We start from the raw sequence: 18,033 nt of genomic DNA, 5'->3' as shown, positions 1-18,033 counted from the left end.
GGCCCGGCTTCGGGGGAGAGGAGATCCGAGCGAGAAGGTGAGCGGGCTTACTTGCCCCAGCTGTCCCGCATCCCGGCCGCACGGTTGAACACCGGCTTGCCATCCGCACCGGCCTTCGAATCCGGCACGAAGTACCCGTGCCGCTCGAACTGAACCCCGACGCCAGGCGCCGCCTTGGCGAGCGACGGCTCCACGAACGCCACGCACACTTGCAGGCTCGCCTTGTTGAGCTCGTCCATCAGCTCGCCGCTGCCCGGATTGGCTTCCGAGAACAGCCGCTCGTACAGCCGCACTTCGGCCTGCACCGCGTCCGCCACCGCCACCCAGGTGATGTTGCCCTTCACCTTGACCGCGTCCGCCCCGGGCGTGCCGCTCTTCGTGTCCGGCACCAGCGTGGCCTGCACTTCGACGAGCTTGCCGTTCGCATCGCGCGTGGCGCCGGTGCACTCGATGACATGGCCGTACTTCAGCCGCACCTTGTTGCCCGGGAACAGGCGGAAGAAGCCCTTGGGCTGCACGTCTTCGTAGTCGGTGCTTTCAATCCACACCTCGCGACCCAGCCTGAACTCGCGCTTGCCCATCTCGGGGTGGTGCGGGTGCACGGGGGCCGAGCAGTCGTCGAGCACGCTTTCATCCTTGTCGGGACCGCCCATCAGCTCGCCCCAGTTGCTGATGACCAGCTTGACCGGGTCGAGCACGGCCATGGCGCGCGGGGCGACGGGATCGAGGGTGTCGCGCAGCGCGGCTTCCAGGCTGGCGTAGTCGATCCAGCCGCCCGACTTGGTGGTGCCGCTGCGCTCGCAGAACAGGCGCAGTGCCTCGGGCGTGTAGCCGCGGCGGCGCAGGCCTGCAATGGTGGGCATGCGAGGGTCGTCCCAGCCGTCGACGTGCTTTTCTTCAACCAGCTGGCGCAGCTTGCGCTTGCTGGTCATCACGTGGGTGACGTTGAGCCGCGCAAATTCGTACTGGCGCGGATGCGGGCTGGCGACCAGGCCGCCTTCGGCCAGGCGGTCGAGCAGCCAGTCGTAGAACGGGCGCTGGTCTTCGAACTCGAGCGTGCAGATGCTGTGGGTGATCTGCTCCAACGCGTCTTCGATCGGGTGCGCGTAGGTGTACATCGGGTAGATGCACCACTTGTCGCCCGTGTTGTGGTGCGTGGCCCGGCGAATGCGGTACAGCGCGGGGTCGCGCATGTTGATGTTGGGGCTCGCCATGTCGATCTTGGCGCGCAGGATGGCGGCGCCGTCGTCGAGCTTGCCGTCGCGCATTTCGCGAAAGCGCGCGAGGTTGTCTTCCACACTGCGACCGCGAAAGGGGCTGTCGGTGCCAGCCTTGCCGAAGTCGCCGCGGTTCACGCGCATTTCCTCGGGCGTTTGCTCGTCGACGTAGGCCAGGCCGGCGCCGATGAGGTACTCGGCCGCCTCGTACATGAAGTCGAAGTAGTTGCTCGCGAAGTACTCGTGCGGCTGCATCGTGCCGGGCGCGCTGGGGCGGTCGGCCAGGTAGGTCTCGTAGCCGAGCCATTTGACGGCGTCGCGGATGGAATCGACGTACTCCTGGTCTTCTTTTTCAGGGTTGGTGTCGTCGAAGCGCAGGTGGCACACACCGCCGTATTCGCGGGCCAGTTCGAAGTTCAGCCAGATGCTCTTGGCGTGGCCGATGTGCAGGTAGCCGTTGGGCTCGGGCGGAAAGCGCATGCGCACCTTGGCCGGGTCGGCCATGCCCTGGGCATGGTGGGCGGCGCTGCCGGGCGATCCGCCCCACTTGCGGCCCGCGTAGGCGCCCTGTTCGAGGTCGTTCTCGATCACGTGGCGCAGGAAATTGCTCGGTGCAGCGGTCGTTTTGGCGCCGTTTTTGTCGGTCGGGGAAGTCATCGGGCCATTCTAGAGGGCACCCCTCTGGGGTTACCTTTGGCAACGTTCTTCACATTGGCCGGTGCACCCGGTTTGCAATTGCGGCGTTCAATACACACATAGGCGGTTCAGACCCGAACCCGGCCCACTGATTCAAGGAGTCCAACATCATGAGCCTCACACGTTCTACTTTCTTCAAATGGGCCGCCGCAGGGGTGGTGGCAGCCGGTGCATTGTTTGCAGCCACTTCGGCCAGCGCCCGCGGCGACGTGAGCTGGTCGGTCGGTGTCGGCCTTCCCGGCATTGCGGTGGGCGTGGGCGCTCCGGCCTACTACCCGCCGGCACCGGTGTACTACCCGCCGGCCCCCGTGTACTACGCGCCGCCCCCGCCGGTCTATTACCAGCCGCCGGCACCGGTGTACTACCGTCCCGCACCCGTCTATTACGGCCCGCCGGCCTATTACGGCCCGCGTTACGGTGGTCGCGGCTACTACCGCGGTCATGGTCACTGGCGCTAAATTGCCACACCATTCGTGACTGAATGAAAAAGCCGGCGCCGCAAGGGTCGGCTTTTTGTTTGACAAATGCAAATCGCGCGGGGCTGCAATTTCACATGGCGCGAAACAGGTGGGCGTACAGCCGGCTTACCGGAATCTTCTCGGTGCGTCCGCGCAGCGTCAGGTGCATCTTGCCGGCCTCGTCGCGGTGCACCGACTCGATGGCCGCGCTGCGCACCACCACCGCGCGGTGCACCTGCCAGAAGGTGTCGGTGTCGAGCTGGGGCAGCAACTGCTTGAGCGGCGTGCGGATCAGGTATTCGTGCGAGGCCGTCAGCACGCGCAGGTACTTGTCGGCGGCCTCGAAATACAGCACCTCGTCGATGGGCACCATGCGCACGGTGCTGCCGCCGGCGTCGCTGGCGGCAATCATGCGCAGCGGGGCAGAGGACGCCGCGGCCGACGCGGCCCCGGCGGCGCCCAGCACCTGGCGCCATTGGGCGAGCGTGCGTTCCATCGCTTCGCCGACCACGGCAGGCGCGGCCGCAGGCTGCCGCGCGGCCAGCGCCTGCTGCAGCCGGCCCACGGTCTTGCGCAGCCGCTCGGGCTGCACGGGCTTGAGCACATAGTCGATGGCCTGGGCCTCGAAGGCCCGGGCGGCGTACTCGTCGTAGGCCGTGACGAACACCAGCTGCGGCATCGGCGCCTCGTCGGCGGGCCAACAGTCGGCCAGTTCGGCGGCGGCGCCCAGCCCATCGAGGCCGGGCATGCGGATGTCGAAGAACAGCACCTGCGGCAGCAGGCGCAACGCCTCGCGCACGGCGCTGCGGCCATCGCCTGCGATCGCCACGACCTGCAGTTCGGGCCAAGCCGCGGTCAGTTCGGCCTTGAGGGCCTGGGCGAGCAGGGGTTCGTCTTCTGCGATGAGGGCGGTGGGTTGCATCTTTGCTGTTGTCCGGTTGTCAGTTCGGCCGCGGAAAGCTCAGTGTGGCGCAGGTGCCGCCGTCCGGCGCGGGCGCCAGGTCCAGCCGGGCGCCGTCGCCGTACACCGTGGCCAGCCGCTCTCGCACCTGCCCGAGCCCGAAACCGCTGCCCTCGGAGGGCGCAGCCGCGTCGAGCCCGACACCGGTGTCGCTCACCTCGATCACCAGCCGGTCGGCCTCGCGGCGCGCGCGCACCGTGATGCTGCCGCCTTCCACCTGGGGCTCCAGCCCGTGGCGGATGGCGTTTTCCACCAGGGGCTGCAGCAGCAGAGGCGGCACGGGCGTGTCGCGCAGATCGTCGGGCAGTTCCAGCGTATAGCGCAGGCGCTCGCCCATGCGCACCGACATCAGTTCGAGGTAGTCGCCCAGCCGGTCGAACTCCGCCGACAGCGGATGAGACAGCGCGCGCGAGCCGCTCAGCGTCATGCGCAGGTAGCTGTTGAGGCGGTCGAGCATGGCCACGGCGCGCGGCGGGTCGACGGTGATCAGCACACGCAGGTTGGCCAGCGTGTTGAACAGCATGTGCGGCTCCAGCTGGGTTTCGAGCAGCTTCAGCCGCGCCTCGGTGGCGGCGCGCTGGGCGAGGTCGACCTGGCCTTGCAGGTGCTTGCTCTTGCCCAGGCTGTAGAAGAAGAAGCACATGCCGATCGTCGCGGCAATGGTGATGATGACCCCGGTGGCCAGCTTGTGCCCCGCCAGGTCCAGAAAGTCGAAGGTCGGCGCGCCGCTCCAGGCGTCGCCGATGAAGTTGCCGCCCAGGAAGCCGAGCGTCACGCCGATGGCGACAAGCAGGTAGCCCCAGCCGCCGAGCGGCCAGCGAATGTCGCTGTTCCGGGTCAGGAACAGCCGGCTGGTGTCGATGAACAGCCAGCTGATGGTGCCGATCGACAGCGAATAGACAAGGTGCGGTGCCCAACCACCGCCGTCGGTGATGGTCAGCGCGCTGGCGATCAGGCAGCAGAAAACGGCGGTGATCAGGCCATGCCGCAGCATGTCGCGCAGGTTCTCGGAGCCGAACCGGTCAAGCCCGGCGTCGGCTGCGGACGGGGGCATGCTCACGAGCGGTTCTGCCCACCCAGCGCGCGGCGTTCGCGTTCCACCAGCCTGTCGTAGAAGCCGCCGCCCGGCGCCACGAACCAGACCACGGCGCCGTGGACCAGCAGGCCCAGGCCCCAGCCCATGAGCGGGTAGATCGCCCAGGTGTGGCCCCTGGCGGCGGACAGGCCGACCAGGCCGAGGTTGACCAGCACATAGACCATGGCGTGGATGTACCAGCCCATCTTGGCGCCGGCGCGGCGGCGGGCAAGGCGCTCGACTTCGGAAGGGGAGGGGTTCGAAGCGGTGTGGATCATGACAACTCCTTGTTGTACTGCACGGGAATGAACTCGGGCGCGGGCACCGAGTGTGACGGCGTTGCCTGCGATGCTGCGCGCTGGCGCAGTTCCTCGGTGGTGTCGCCCGGCCCTTCGGGCTTCCACCCCGGGGGCTTGACGAGGTAGCCGGCAAAGGCGCGCACCGAGCGGGCCGAGGCCAGGTCGCGCAGCAGCGCGCGCCACTGGGTGAATTCGATCTCGAGCAGGTTGTACGAAGTGATCGGGTTCACGAGCCCGTAGCGGCAGGGCAGGTCGGCGCGCTCGGGAATGTAGGTGCCGAAGAGGCGGTCGAACACGATCAGCACGCCGCCGTAGTTGCCGTCCAGGTACTCGAGGTTCGATGCGTGGTGCACGCGGTGGGCCGAGGGGGTGTTCAGCACCCATTCGAGCGGGCCCAGGCGCGGGATCCAGGTGGCGTGGATCCAGAACTGGTACAGCAGGTTCAGCGTGAACATCAGCAGCACCACCCGAGGCGGCATGCCCAGCAGCGGCGCGAGCATGAAGAAGGCCAGCGTGCCGGTGAGGCGGCCGGTCCAGCCGAAGCGGTAGGCCGCCGACAGGTTCAGCTGGTTCGGCGAATGGTGGATGGAATGCGTGCACCAGAACCAGCGCACCCGGTGCGCCGCGCGGTGGTACCAGTAGTAGCAGAACTCCTGGCCGATGAAGCACGCGGCCCAGCCGCTCCAGTGGTTCATCGGCAAACTGAACAGGCGGTTGGCGTAGAACCAGTCCATGGCGCCGGTCCAGAAGGCCAGCGGCAGCAGCCAGCGCAGCGGATATTCGCGCACCAGGAAGTCGACCACCGACAGGGCCGAGGCCTTCCAGTCGTAGCTGCGCCAGCCGTGGCGAAGCGACAGCACCAACGCTTCGGCAATGGACGCCACGAGCACCACGGTGACGGAGATCTTGAGGATCAGCAAGAGCGCGTTCATGGGGGTGGTTCCTGGATGCGGTGGGCCGGGCTCGGACCGAAATCTTAGGCGGGACGCACGTTCGCCGCCATGGCGTCGGTACGGATGGCCAGCCTCCACAGCCGCACGGCGCGGGCCGCGAAGACACCGCTGAACGCGCCGTAGATCACCGGCACCACGATGCCGAGGAGGGCTTGCTGGCGCAGCTCCGGGTGCATGGCCAGGGTGGCGCCCACCACGTACTTGGTCAGGAAGATGCCCATCATCAGCATCAGGGGCACCGGGCTGCCGGCCACGTGGAACCGGCGCTCGGCGGCGTCGTAGCGGGTGGTGGCGGGCAGCGGGCGCTGCAGCACCAGCGCCAGCATCACCACGGCCGCGGCGGCCCAGCCCAGCAGCGGGCCGAAGGCATCGCCGAAGACCGAGATCACGCCGTACACCGACAGGCCGCCCATGGCCACGGGCATCAGCGTGACCCGGCTCAGGCTCACGTCGTTGGCAAGAAGCTGCTTGGCGCCGAGCCACAGCAGCAGGAAGAACACGGCGAACACCCACTTCGGGGTATGGAGGATGACTTGCATCAGCATGGTGGCGCTCCGGTGAAAGTTGAAGGAATCTGGAAGAAGGACGCAGGGGACGGGAATCGATGGGCGGACTGTGCCGACGCCCGGGCGCCCCCGCCACCGGTGTGCGACGGAACGTCCGAGGGCAGCGCGAACCGCCGCCAGGCGGCGCGAATCGCGGGCGACATGTGACAGCTTTACCGTCGCTTTACGGCCCAGCAAAGAGCGCGACTACCATTCCGCGTGTACTACCCAGGTTCGCACCTCCGTCCTCTCCGCACGCAACGTCCATGGAACAAGAAAAACAACCCGAGCCCCTGCCCGCCAACGTGTCGACCACACACCCGCCGGTGCGCAGGCGCCGTTGGGTGGGAGGCCTGCTGACCCTGCTGCTGCTCGCGGCGTTGGGCGGTGGTGCCTGGTACCTGATCCAGCGCGCGAAGACGCCCGTCGCCGGCCCCGGTGCGGGACCGGGCGGCGGCGCCCGCCCGGGCGGACCCGGCGGTCCTGGCGGCCCCGGCGGCCCCGGTGGAAGGGGCGGCGGCGGCGCGGCCTCCAGCACGGTCGGCATCGCCACGGCCAGGCAGTCCGACATCCCGGTGCAGCTCGAGGCGCTGGGCACGGTGACCCCGGTCGCCAACGTGATCGTGCAGCCGCAGGTGTCGGGCGTGCTCACCGGCGTGCTCTTCCAGGAAGGGCAGATGGTCAAGAAGGGCGACGTGCTCGCCACCATCGACCCGCAGCCGTTCCAGAACGCGCTGGCGCAGGCCTCCGGCGCGCGGCAGCGCGACGAGGCGCAGATGGCCGCGGCGCGCGTGACGTTGCAGCGCTACCAGACGCTGCTGGGGCAGGACTCCATCGCCCGGCAGGACGTCGACACCCAGGCCGCGCTGGTCAAGCAGCTCGAAGGCACCGTGGCGATCGACCGCGCCAACGAGAACACCGCCAAGCTCAACCTCAGCTGGAGCCGCATCACGGCCCCCGTGAGCGGTCGCATCGGCCTGCGGCCGGTGGACGCGGGCAACTACATCTCGACCGGCACCACCAACGGCGTGGCGACCATCACGCAGATCGCGCCCATCGACGTCGAGTTCGCCATTCCGCAAGACCGCGTGCCCGAGGTGCAGGAGCGCCTGGCCCAGGGCGCCAAGCTCGACGCCACCGCCTTCGACCGCACGCGCACGCGCCGGCTGGCCAACGGCACCTTCGCCACGCTCGACAACCTGGTCGACACCGCCACCGGCACCGTCAAGGCCAAGGCCCGCTTCACCAACACCGACAACGCGCTGTTCCCGAACCAGTTCGTCAACCTGCGCCTGCTGCTGCGCACCGTGAGCAGCGCGGTGGTGGTGCCGGTGACGGCGCTGCGCCACGGCCCCAACGGCGACTACGTGTACGTGCTGAACGACGACAGCACGGTGTCGCAGCGTCCGGTGACGCGCGGCGAGTCGAGCGTGGACAACGTGGCCCTCATGTCGGGCCTGAAGGCCGGCGAGCAGGTGGTCACTGAAGGCGGCGACCGGCTGAAGGACGGTGCGCGCGTGCAGACCGCGGTCGACCGGCCGGCGGTACCGGCGTCGGGTGCGGCCTCGGGCGCGCGGCGTGGCAACCGCGGCGAACGGAATGGGGAGCGCGGCAGCGGCCGACGCGAAGGCGGTGCCGGTGCGGGTGGACCGGGTGGAGCGGGTGGACAGGGTGGGGCGCGCAGCGCGCCGCCGGCCGAATCGCCCACCTCGCCGCCCCCCACCTCGGTGCCGCCGGCTGCGCCCAACGTGACGCCGGGTACGCCGCCCGCCGCGCCGGGCGGCGCGATCCGCTGAGCACCCGCACCCGTACCCGCACGCGCCGCGCCCGATGAATCCCTCACGCCCGTTCATTCTTCGCCCGGTGGCGACCTCGCTGCTGATGGTCGCCATCGTGCTGGCCGGCCTGGTGGCGTTCCGCTTCCTGCCGCTGTCGGCCCTGCCGCAGGTCGACTACCCGACTATCCAGGTGCAGACGCTCTACCCCGGGGGCAGCCCCGAGGTCATGAGCAACACCGTCACCGCGCCGCTGGAACGCCAGTTCGGCCAGATGTCGGGGCTGGACCGCATGAGCTCGACCAGCGCGGCGGGCGTGTCGATCATCACGCTGCAGTTCTCGCTGGGCCAGACGCTGGACGTTGCCGAGCAGGAGGTGCAGGCCGCCATCAACGCCGGTGGCTCGCTGCTGCCGGCCGACCTGCCCGCGCCGCCGGTATACGCCAAGGTCAATCCGGCCGACGCGCCGGTGCTCACTCTGGCCATCACGTCGGACACGCTGCCGCTCACCGAGGTGCAGAACCTCGTCAACACCCGGCTTGCGCAGAAGATCAGCCAGGTCTCCGGCGTGGGGCTGGTGTCGCTCAGCGGCGGGCAGCGCCCGGCGGTGCGCATCCAGGCCAACACGCAGGCGCTGGCCGCCAACGGCATCGGGCTGGACACGCTGCGCACGGCCATTGCGGCGGCCAACTCCAATGGCGCGAAGGGCAGCTTCGACGGCCCCAAGCGTGCCTACACCATCAACTCGAACGACCAGCTGCTCACGGTCGACGACTACAAGAACCTCATCGTCAGCTACAAGAACGGCGCGCCGATCCGCATGGTCGACGTGGCGAAGGTGGTCAACAGCGCCGAGAACACGCAGCTCGGCGCCTGGGCCGGAACAAAGTGCCCCCCCGAAGTTGCTTCGCAACCCCCCCCCCAGGGGGGCGGCTGCCTTGGGGCGGCCCGTCGGCAGCCCGGGGCCGCCGACGGCGGCGAAGGCAAGCTCACGCCCGCCATCATCCTGAACGTGCAACGCCAGCCGGGCGCCAACGTGATCGCCACCGTCAACGCCATCAAGGCCCAGTTGCCCGAGTTGCAGGCCGGCTTTCCCGCCGGCCTGAAGATCGAGGTGCTGAGCGACCGCACCGCCGGCATCCGCTCCTCGGTGCAGCACGTCGAGATGGAGCTCGTGCTGGCCGTGGTGCTGGTGGTGCTGGTGATCTTCGCCTTCCTGGGCAGCCTGCGCGCGACCGTCATCGCCAGCATCGCGGTGCCCATCTCGCTCATCGGCACCTTCGGGCTGATGTACCTGCTGGGCTACAGCCTGAACAACCTGAGCCTGATGGCGCTGACCATCGCCACCGGCTTCGTGGTGGACGACGCGATCGTCATGATCGAGAACATCGCGCGCTACATCGAGGAGGGTGAAAAACCCCTGCAGGCCGCCTTCAAGGGCGCCACGCAAATGGGCTTCACCATCATCTCGCTGACCGTGTCGCTCATCGCGGTGCTGATTCCGCTGCTGTTCATGGGCGACGTGGTGGGGCGGCTGTTCCGCGAGTTTGCGGTGACGCTGGCCATCACCATCCTGATCTCGGCCGTGGTGTCGCTCACGCTGGTGCCGATGATGTCGGCGCGCTGGCTCAGGCACGAGCCGAAGAAAGACCCGGCCGGCAACGGCTTCGGCGCGCGCGCCCAGCGGTTCTTCGACGGCGTGATGGTGCGCTACGACCGTTCGCTGCACTGGGTGATCGCGCACCAGCCGCTCACGCTGCTGGTGGCGCTGCTCACCATGGTGCTGACCGTGGTGCTGTACCTCTCGATCCCCAAGGGCCTGTTCCCCACGCAGGACACCGGCCAGCTGCAAGGCCGCATCCAGGCCGCGCAGGACGTGTCGTTCGAGCGCATGGCGCAGCTGCAACAGCAGGCCGCGCATGCCGTGCTCGAAGACCCCGACGTCGAGAACCTCAGCTCCTTCGTGGGCGTGGACGCGGCCAACAACACCATGCTGCACACCGGCAGCATGCTCATCAACCTGAAGAAGAGCCATGGCGACCAGCAGGACGTGATGGACCGCCTGCGCGAGCGCGTGCACCAGGTGGCCGGCGTGACGCTCTACCTGCAGCCCACGCAAGACCTGACCATCGACGCCGAGACCGGCCCCACCGAGTACCGTGTGTCGCTCGAGGGCGTGGACAGCGCGGCCATCACCGAGTGGATGAAGAAGCTCGTGGCCAGGCTGCAGGACTCGAGCAAGGTGCGCAATGTGAGCAGCGACGCCGGCGCGCAAGGGCTGGCGGCCTTCGTGAACGTGAACCGCGACACGGCCGCTCGCCTGTCCATCACCGCGAGCACGGTGGACGACGCGCTCTACAGCGCCTTCGGCCAGCGCATCGTGTCGACGATCTTCACCGAGACCAACCAGTACCGCGTGATTCTCGAGGCGCAGCCCGGCCTGGTGAACACGCCGCAGACGCTGGGCCAACTGAACCTGATCGCCGGCTCGGGCACCGCCACGCCGTTGTCGGCCATTGCGGACATCACCGAGCAGCAGGCGCCGCTGCAGATCACGCACGTGGCGCAGTACCCGGCGAGCACGCTGAATTTCGACACCGCGCCCGGGGTGTCTCTCGGGTCTTCGGTCGATGCGATTCGCGCGGCGGCGAAAGACATCGGGTTGCCGAGCAGCGTGACGATGACGTTCCTCGGGGCTTCAGGCGCTTATGAGAAGTCGCTGTCCAACCAGCTGTGGCTGATTCTGGCGGCGGTGGTTTGCGTGTACATCGTGCTGGGGGTGCTGTACGAGAGCTATGTGCATCCGCTGACGATCTTGTCGACGCTGCCTTCGGCGGGCGTGGGCGCCTTGCTGGCGCTGATGATCACGGGCAACGACCTGGGGGTGATCGGGATCATCGGCATCATTCTGCTGATCGGCATCGTGAAGAAGAACGCGATCATGATGATCGACTTCGCTATCGATGCGGAGCGCAACCAGGGGAAGTCGGCGCGGGAGGCGATTCACCAGGCTGCGTTGCTGAGGTTCCGGCCTATCTTGATGACGACGCTGGCGGCTCTGTTTGCTGCGGTGCCGTTGATGCTGAGTTTCGGGGATGGGGCGGAGTTGCGTCGTCCGCTGGGGCTGGCGATTTTCGGGGGGCTGATTGTGAGTCAGCTGCTGACTCTGTTCACTACGCCTGTTATCTATCTGGCGTTCGACCGGCTGGGTGGGGGGAGCACTCGGCGTGTTGTCGAGGAGGAGGCGGTTTGAAACTTGTCTCTTGCTGCCTGGTTTGTTTCCCGAGGCCGGGACTCGCCCCGGCGGGCGACTTGCTTTCTTTTGCTTCGCCAAAAGAAAGTAAGCAAAGAAAAGGCGACCCCACTGTCTGCGACCCCTTCGCTGCGCTACGGGGCAACCTGCGGTGCTCGCGTTTCGCGGGGTCTCGCAGAACTCGCTTCGCTCAAACAGCTGCGAGCCCTGATCCGCGAAACGCTGCGCTCCTCGGCGCAGCCAGAGGGGGTGGAGACCAATCGGGCCATCGCGTTGCTCGGCCCCCAAGCCGCTGCAGGCGCTTCGCGCCTGCAGCGGTTGGTATGGAATCGTCAGTCTTGGTTGCTGGCTGCTGGTTGTTCTGTGGCCGAGCGCAGCGAAGGCCCGTTGGTATCCAAATCCCTTCTGGATGCGCCGAGGAGCGGAGCGTTTCGCGGATGAGGGCTCGCCCTTGTTTGAGCGAAGCGAGTTTGGGCGAGACCCCGCGAAACGTGAGCACCGCAGGTTGCCCGGAGCGAAGCGCAGGGACGCAGCCAGCAGGGTCGCCTTTTCTTTGGCAACTTTCTTTTGGCGAAGCAAAAGAAAGTAGCTCGCCCGCCGGGGCGAGTCCCGGCCCCGGAACCCAAAAAAGAGCGCAACGATGAACCTGTCGCTCCCCTTCGTCAAGCGCCCCATAGGCACAGTGCTCCTCACCATAGGCATCGCACTGGCCGGCATAGCAGCATTCTTCGTATTGCCGGTCTCCCCGCTTCCCCAGGTCGACTACCCCGTCATCTCGGTCAGAGCATCGATCCCCGGAGCAAGTCCGGAAACGATGGCGACCAGCGTGGCCACGCCGTTGGAGCGCCATCTGGGCACCATCGCAGGCGTCAACGAAATGACCTCCACCAGCTCGGTGGGTTCAGCCCGTGTCACCCTGCAGTTCGACCTGAGCCGCAACATCGACGGCGCCGCGCGCGAAGTGCAGGCCGCCATCAACGCCAGCCGCGTCGACCTGCCCGCCACGCTGCGCAGCAACCCGACCTACCGCAAGGCCAACCCGGCCGCGTCCCCGGTCATCATCCTGGCGCTCACGTCCAAGACCAAGACGCCCGGCCAGATCTACGACGCGGTGTCGAACATCGTCAGCCAGCGCCTGTCGCAGGTCGACGGCGTGGGCGACGTCGAAATCGGCGGCGGCTCGCTGCCCGCGGTGCGCATCGAGCTGCTGCCGTTCGCGCTCAGCCGCTACGGCATCAGCACCGACGACGTGCGCGCCGCCATCCAGGCCTCCAATGCCAACCGGCCCAAGGGCACGGTGCAGGGGGACGGGCGCAAGTTGCAGATCTACACGCAGACGCCGGCCCTGCGCGCGAGCGACTACGCCTCGATGGTCATCGCCTGGCGCAACGGCGCGGCGGTGCGGCTGCAGGACGTGGCGGAGGTGCTCGACGGCGTGGAAGACACGCGCACGCTGGGCCTGTTCAACGGCGAGCCCGCGATCATCGTGCTCATCACGCGGCAGCCCTCGGCCAACATCATCGAGACGGTCGACAGCGTTCGCGCGCTGCTGCCCGAGCTGCAGGCGCAACTGCCGCCCGACGTCACGCTGCAGGTGGCCTCGGACAGCACCAACTCCATCCGCGGCTCGCTGCGCGAGGTGGAGTTCACGCTGGTCGTCTCCGTGATCCTGGTGGTGCTGGTGGTCAGCCTGTTCCTGCGCAGCGTGCGCGCGACCATCGTGCCGGCCGTGGCCACGGTGGCGGCGCTGCTGGGCACCTTCGGGGTGATGTACCTGCTGGGCTTCAGCCTGAACAACCTGAGCCTGATGGCGCTCACGGTGGCCACCGGCTTCGTGGTGGACGACGCCATCGTGGTGCTGGAGAACACCAGCCGGCACATCGAGTCGGGCATGACGCGCATGAAGGCGGCGCTGCTCGGGGCGAAGGAAGTGGGCTTCACGGTGCTGTCGATCAGCGTGTCGCTGGTGGCGGTGTTCATTCCGCTGCTGTTCATGGGTGGGCAGGTGGGGCGGCTCTTTCGCGAGTTCGCGATCACGCTGTCGGCGGCGGTGCTGATCTCGCTGGTCATCTCGCTCACCACCACGCCCATGATGTGCGCGTGGCTGCTCAAGCCGGGCGGCGAGCACGACAAGAACAAGCCGCAGGGCCGCCTGGGCCGCATGGCCGCGCGCAGCTACGACTGGGTGCTCAAGCGTTACGAGACCAGCCTCGACTGGGCGCTCGACAGCAAGGCGCTGGTCATGCTGATCCTGGTGGCGGTGGTGGGGTTGAACGTGTATCTCTTCAGCGCCGCGCCCAAGGGTTTCTTCCCGCAGCAGGACAGCGGTCAGCTCAACGGCGGCCTGCGCGCCGACCAGAGCATCTCGTCGCAGGCGCTCGCGGCCAAGCTGCGCCAGGTGGTGGACATCATTCGCGCCGACCCGGCCGTGGACACGGTGGTGGGCTTCACCGGCGCGGGCCGTGCCGGGGGCGGCTTCATGTTCGTCAACCTGAAGCCGGCCAACCAGCGCACCGAAAGCGGCCTGGCCGTCATCGCGCGGCTGCGCCCGCAGCTCGCCGAAGTGACGGGCCTTCGCGTGTTCCTGGGCACGGTGCAGGACGTGCGCTCGGGCGGGCGCGCCAGCAACTCCACCTACCAGTACACCCTCAAGAGCGACAGCCTGGCCGACCTGCGCACCTGGGCGCTGAAGCTGTCCGACGAGCTGAAGCAGCAGCCGGTGCTGACCGACGTCGACACCGACCAGGACGAGAACGGCGTGGAAACGGTGGTCAAGGTCGACCCCGACAGCGCGCGCCGGCTGGGCCTCACGTCCACGTCCATCGACAACGCGCTGTACAACGCCTTTGGGCAGCGGCAGGTGGCGACCATCTACACCGAGCTCAACCAGTACCACGTGGTGATGGAGTGGGCGCCGCGCTACACGCGCAGCCCGAACGCACTGAAGGACATCTACGTGCCGGCCACCAGGACGTCGGTGGTGGCGGGGCAGACGGTGACCACGCAGGTGGCGGCATCGACCGCCACGGCTTCGACGTCCTCGTCGACCTCGAGCGCGGCATCGGGTGCCGCCAGCACGGCGGTGCCGGTGTCGGCCAACCCGGCGCTGCGCAATGCGTCGTCGGGCAACGTGCTGAGCAACACGGCCACCAGCCTGGTGCCGCTGTCGGCGGTCGCGAAGTTCGAAGAACAGTCGGTGGCCACCTCGGTGAGCCACGAGGACGGCGAGCTGGCCACCACCATCTCGTTCAACCTCGCCGAGGGCGCGAACCTGGGCGACGCGCGCGAGGCCATCGCCAAGGCCGAGGCCAACATCGCCATGCCCACCAATGTGCGCGGCGCCTTCGCCGGCACGGCGGCCAGCGCGCAGCAGTCGCAGAGCCAGCAGGTGATGCTGATCTTCGCGGCGCTGGTGGTCATCTACATCGTGCTCGGCATCCTGTACGAAAGCCTGGTACACCCGATCACGGTGCTCTCGACGCTGCCTTCGGCCGGCGTGGGCGCGGTGCTGGCGCTGCTGATGTTCCGCATGGAGTTCTCGATCATTGCGCTGATCGGCGTGTTCCTGCTGATCGGCATCGTGAAGAAGAACGCCATTCTGATCATCGACTTCGCGCTGGAGGCCGAGCGCTCGCGCGGGCTCACGCCGCTGGAGGCGGTGCGCGAAGCCTGCCTGCTGCGCTTCCGCCCGATCCTGATGACCACGCTGGCCGCGGCCCTGGGCGCGCTGCCGCTGGCCATCGGTTTCGGGGAGGGCGCCGAGCTGCGCAGGCCGCTGGGCGTGGCCATCATCGGCGGCCTCATTGCGAGCCAGTTGCTGACGCTGCTGACCACGCCGGTGGTCTACCTGCTGATGGACAAGCTGCGCCGCCGCGGCAAACACGAACACGAGCTCGGCCGCGCAACGCCTGCTTGAGAACAACGACACCATGAACGCACTGTTTTCCGCTTCCCGCTTTTCGCTTTCGGCGCTCTCGGCGATCTCTCTGGCCGCGGCCCTCGCCGGCTGCGCCGTCGGTCCGCGCTACGAGCAACCCACCACCGCCTTGCCCGCCAACTGGAAAGAGCTGCAGACCGCCGAAGGCTGGATGCCCGCGGCGCCGGCCGATGCGCTGGACCGTGGCGAATGGTGGAAGCTGTTCGGCGACGCCACGCTCGACGATCTCGCCGGGCGCGTGCAGGTGTCGAACCAGAACATCGCCGCGGCGGTGGCCAACTACTCGCAGGCCCAGGCGCTGGTGCGGGGCGAGCAGGCGGCGCTGTTTCCGTCGGTCGCCTTCGATGGATCGGGCAAGCGCACCGGCACGGTGGGCGCCAGCGGCACCTCCAGCCCGTCGAATGCGTTCTCCGCCTCGCTCGGCGCCAGCTGGACGCCCGACGTGTGGGGCCGCCTGCGCGAAGCCGTGAGCAGCGCGCAGGCCAGCGCGCAGGCCAGCGAGGCCGACCTGGCCGCCGCGCGCCTGTCGGCTGTCGGCGACCTGGCGACCAACTACTTCTCGCTGCGCGAGTCCGACGCCGAGATCGTGCTGCTGGACGAAACCATCCAGGGCTACCAGCGCGCCTTCGACATCACGAGCAACCGCTATGCCGCCGGCATTGCCGCGCAGACCGACGTGCTGCAGGCGCAGACCCAGCTCGTCAACGCCAAGGCCGACCGCGTGGGCCTGCAGCGCACGCGCGCCACCTACGAACATGCCATTGCCACGCTGCTGGGGGTGGCCCCCGCGGACTTCAGCCTGCCGGCCGCGCAGTGGACGCCGAACGTGCCGGGCGTGCCGACCGGCGTGCCCTCGACGCTGCTGCAGCGCCGTCCCGACATCGCCGCGGCCGAGCGCACGGTGGCGTCGGCCAACGCGCAGATCGGCATTGCGCGCGCGGCTTACTTCCCCAGCATCAACCTCACTGCCTCGGTGGGCAGCAATGCGAGCCGCGTGAAAGACCTGTTCGGCTCGGCCAACTCGCTGTGGTCGCTGGGCTTGTCGGTGGCGCAAGTGGTGTTCGACGCGGGCGCCATCGCGGCCAATGTCGATTCGGCCAAGGCCGGCCATGCGTCGAGCGTGGCGCGCTACCGCCAGACCGTGCTCACCGCCTTCCAGGCGGTGGAAGACCAGCTCACAGCCAGCGCCACGCTCGCGCAGCAGGAGGGCCTGCGCCGCGAGGCCTCGGCGGCGGCCGACAAGACCGAACAGCAACTGCTCAACCGCTATCGCGCAGGGCAGGTGGGCTACACCGACGTGGTCACGGCGCAGGCCGCAGCGCTCAGTGCGCGGCGCACGCTGGTGCAGTTGCAGGTGAACCGCCAGACCACCGCCATCGCGCTGATCCAGGCGATGGGCGGTGGCTGGCAGGCGGGGTGGATGGGCAGCAGTGCCGGTGCGCAGCCGGCGGACCCCGCCACCACGCCCCGCGCGCAGTGAACGGCTGATCTGGCGGACAGACCCCGGGCCCGTCCTTTCGGTCCGGTGCGCGGCGCGGGCGCCGCCCGACCGGGCCTTGTGGTGTCACGGCGCGCCGATGGTCAATGCGCCGGACGGTCGATGGTGTGACCCAGGTAGTCCTTGTCGGTCACCAGCACCCACAGCGCGAGCACCAGGATCAGCGCGGCCACCAGCACCGCGTCGACCATGGCGGCTTCGATGCCGCGGAAGCCGACCACCCAGGGAGACACCGCGAGCCAGGCCGCCAGCGCGACCTCGGTCCATTCTTCCCACTGTCGGGGCACGAAGGTCGCGCCGAGTGCCACGGCGCCCAGCACGATGCCGGTCGCCACCATCGTCCACATGGCGGGCGTCAAGTCCGAAAAGCCCAGAACCCAGGGCGAGACGATCAGCCAGGCGCCGGCGACGGCGTTGACGGGGTCTTGCCAATGCTTCACTTGCTTCATGGTCATTGCCTCCTGTCGCGACAAGGCGCCGCGACAAACGTTGGACCGCTGCGGCCGGGCGGGGTTCCGGCCGAAAACGCCGAGCGAAGCGAATTTCTACGGGAACCGGGGATATGAAGCGCACGCGGCGCACCTTACGATCCGCCCGGCCCATTTCCGGCTGTCTTCAGTTTCCGACGTTCGATGACCCCTTCCGACCCTACCCGGACACGCGCCCTGTCCGTGGCCGAGACGCTGCGCAACCGCATCTTCGACGGCGTGTTCGCGCCCGGTTCCCACCTGATGGAGACCACGCTCGCGAATGAACTCGGCGTGTCGCGCACACCGGTGCGCGGCGCCATGGCGCGGCTGGCGGACGAGGGGCTGCTGGTCTATGTGCCCAACAAGGGTTTCCAGGTGCGCCGCTTCAACGCCAAGGACGTGTTCGACGCCTTCAGCGTGCGCGCCAACCTGGAAGGCATGGGCTGCCGCATGCTCGGCGAGCGCGGCCTGGACGGCGAGGTGCACGCACAGTTGCAGGCCATGGTGGCCGAGCAGCAGAAGTTGCTGCAGGGCAAGGAATGGACGCAGGCGCGGGCGCTGCGCTGGCACGACCTGAACCTGGACTTTCACCGCAAGCTGCTGGCGGTGGCGGACAACCGCTGGCTGAGCGAGGCCGTGCAACGGGCCTGCCAGCTGCCGATCATCTTCGACAGCAACCTGCGCCCGCACCCCCGCGATGCGTCGATGCAGCTCTCCCGCCAGACCCAGGCGATGCAGGCGGTCGAGGAGCACGGCCGCCTGGTCGATGCGCTGGGCCGGCAAGACGCCGCCGCCGCCGAGGTCATCATGCGAGACCACATCACCGGCCGCCGCGATCTGCTGGTGTACCACCTGCGCAAGAACGCCGCGCAGCCCCGCGCCCTTGCATAGCGCGA

13 protein-coding genes are annotated in these 18,033 nt (G+C 68.4%); 6 read left to right on the top strand and 7 right to left on the bottom strand.

Annotated features, from left to right (window positions below; translation table 11 throughout):
* Positions 1-47: 47 nt before the first annotated feature.
* On the bottom strand, positions 48-1,874 hold the full coding sequence (locus tag ACSFA5_RS12135) for a glutamine--tRNA ligase/YqeY domain fusion protein (RefSeq protein ID WP_435444283.1): 1,827 nt from the start codon (positions 1,872-1,874) through the stop codon (positions 48-50).
* 149 nt (positions 1,875-2,023) lie between these two features.
* Here ACSFA5_RS12135 and ACSFA5_RS12130 point away from each other — a divergent pair, with 149 nt between their 5' ends.
* Entirely contained in the window at positions 2,024-2,371 is a 348-nt protein-coding gene (locus tag ACSFA5_RS12130; RefSeq protein WP_435444282.1) for a hypothetical protein, read from the top strand.
* A gap of 91 nt (positions 2,372-2,462) precedes the next feature.
* On the opposite strand, the gene ACSFA5_RS12125 is transcribed toward ACSFA5_RS12130, so the two are convergent.
* From ACSFA5_RS12125 to ACSFA5_RS12105, 5 genes are read right to left on the bottom strand one after another with little or no spacing between them, the layout of a single operon-like run.
* Positions 2,463-3,293, bottom strand: coding sequence for a LytR/AlgR family response regulator transcription factor (locus tag ACSFA5_RS12125; RefSeq protein ID WP_435444281.1), 831 nt, complete (start codon positions 3,291-3,293; stop codon positions 2,463-2,465).
* 19 nt (positions 3,294-3,312) lie between these two features.
* The gene (locus tag ACSFA5_RS12120) at positions 3,313-4,386 is read right to left on the bottom strand and encodes a sensor histidine kinase (protein ID WP_435444280.1); all 1,074 of its coding nucleotides are present in this window, start codon (positions 4,384-4,386) and stop codon (positions 3,313-3,315) included.
* A 2-nt stretch (positions 4,387-4,388) separates the two neighbouring features.
* Positions 4,389-4,685: a 2TM domain-containing protein gene (locus ACSFA5_RS12115; RefSeq protein WP_435444279.1), complete on the bottom strand. Its 297-nt coding sequence runs from the start codon at positions 4,683-4,685 to the stop codon at positions 4,389-4,391.
* Positions 4,682-5,638: a sterol desaturase family protein gene (locus tag ACSFA5_RS12110; RefSeq protein ID WP_435444278.1), complete on the bottom strand. Its 957-nt coding sequence runs from the start codon at positions 5,636-5,638 to the stop codon at positions 4,682-4,684. Before ACSFA5_RS12110 ends, ACSFA5_RS12115 begins: the two co-directional genes overlap by 4 nt.
* 44 nt (positions 5,639-5,682) lie before the next feature.
* On the bottom strand, positions 5,683-6,204 hold the full coding sequence (locus ACSFA5_RS12105) for a DUF6622 family protein (protein WP_435444277.1): 522 nt from the start codon (positions 6,202-6,204) through the stop codon (positions 5,683-5,685).
* Between the two features lie 266 nt (positions 6,205-6,470).
* Here ACSFA5_RS12105 and ACSFA5_RS12100 point away from each other — a divergent pair, with 266 nt between their 5' ends.
* From ACSFA5_RS12100 to ACSFA5_RS12085, 4 genes are all read left to right on the top strand, one after another.
* Positions 6,471-8,000: an efflux RND transporter periplasmic adaptor subunit gene (locus ACSFA5_RS12100; RefSeq protein ID WP_435444276.1), complete on the top strand. Its 1,530-nt coding sequence runs from the start codon at positions 6,471-6,473 to the stop codon at positions 7,998-8,000.
* Positions 8,001-8,034: 34 nt separating this feature from the next.
* On the top strand, positions 8,035-11,232 hold the full coding sequence (locus tag ACSFA5_RS12095) for an efflux RND transporter permease subunit (RefSeq protein WP_435444275.1): 3,198 nt from the start codon (positions 8,035-8,037) through the stop codon (positions 11,230-11,232).
* A 640-nt stretch (positions 11,233-11,872) separates the two neighbouring features.
* Positions 11,873-15,148 (top strand): efflux RND transporter permease subunit, encoded by a 3,276-nt coding sequence (locus ACSFA5_RS12090; RefSeq protein ID WP_435444274.1) that lies wholly within the window; start codon positions 11,873-11,875, stop codon positions 15,146-15,148.
* A 13-nt stretch (positions 15,149-15,161) separates the two neighbouring features.
* Positions 15,162-16,649 carry an efflux transporter outer membrane subunit gene (locus tag ACSFA5_RS12085; RefSeq protein WP_435444273.1) on the top strand — a complete coding sequence of 496 codons (1,488 nt, stop codon included), beginning with the start codon at positions 15,162-15,164 and terminating at the stop codon, positions 16,647-16,649.
* Between the two features lie 101 nt (positions 16,650-16,750).
* Here the strand turns inward: ACSFA5_RS12085 and ACSFA5_RS12080 are convergent, their stop codons facing one another.
* Positions 16,751-17,116, bottom strand: coding sequence for an SPW repeat protein (locus ACSFA5_RS12080; RefSeq protein WP_435444272.1), 366 nt, complete (start codon positions 17,114-17,116; stop codon positions 16,751-16,753).
* A 183-nt stretch (positions 17,117-17,299) separates the two neighbouring features.
* Here ACSFA5_RS12080 and ACSFA5_RS12075 point away from each other — a divergent pair, with 183 nt between their 5' ends.
* The gene (locus tag ACSFA5_RS12075; protein ID WP_435444271.1) at positions 17,300-18,028 is read left to right on the top strand and encodes a GntR family transcriptional regulator; all 729 of its coding nucleotides are present in this window, start codon (positions 17,300-17,302) and stop codon (positions 18,026-18,028) included.
* Positions 18,029-18,033: the final 5 nt, after the last annotated feature.

Source organism: Variovorax monticola (assembly GCF_051216855.1).
In the GTDB taxonomy this organism is placed as follows: Bacteria; Pseudomonadota; Gammaproteobacteria; order Burkholderiales; family Burkholderiaceae_C; genus Variovorax.
The sequence above is the reverse complement of the archived record's forward strand: the minus strand, read 5'-3'. Positions and strand labels throughout refer to the sequence as shown.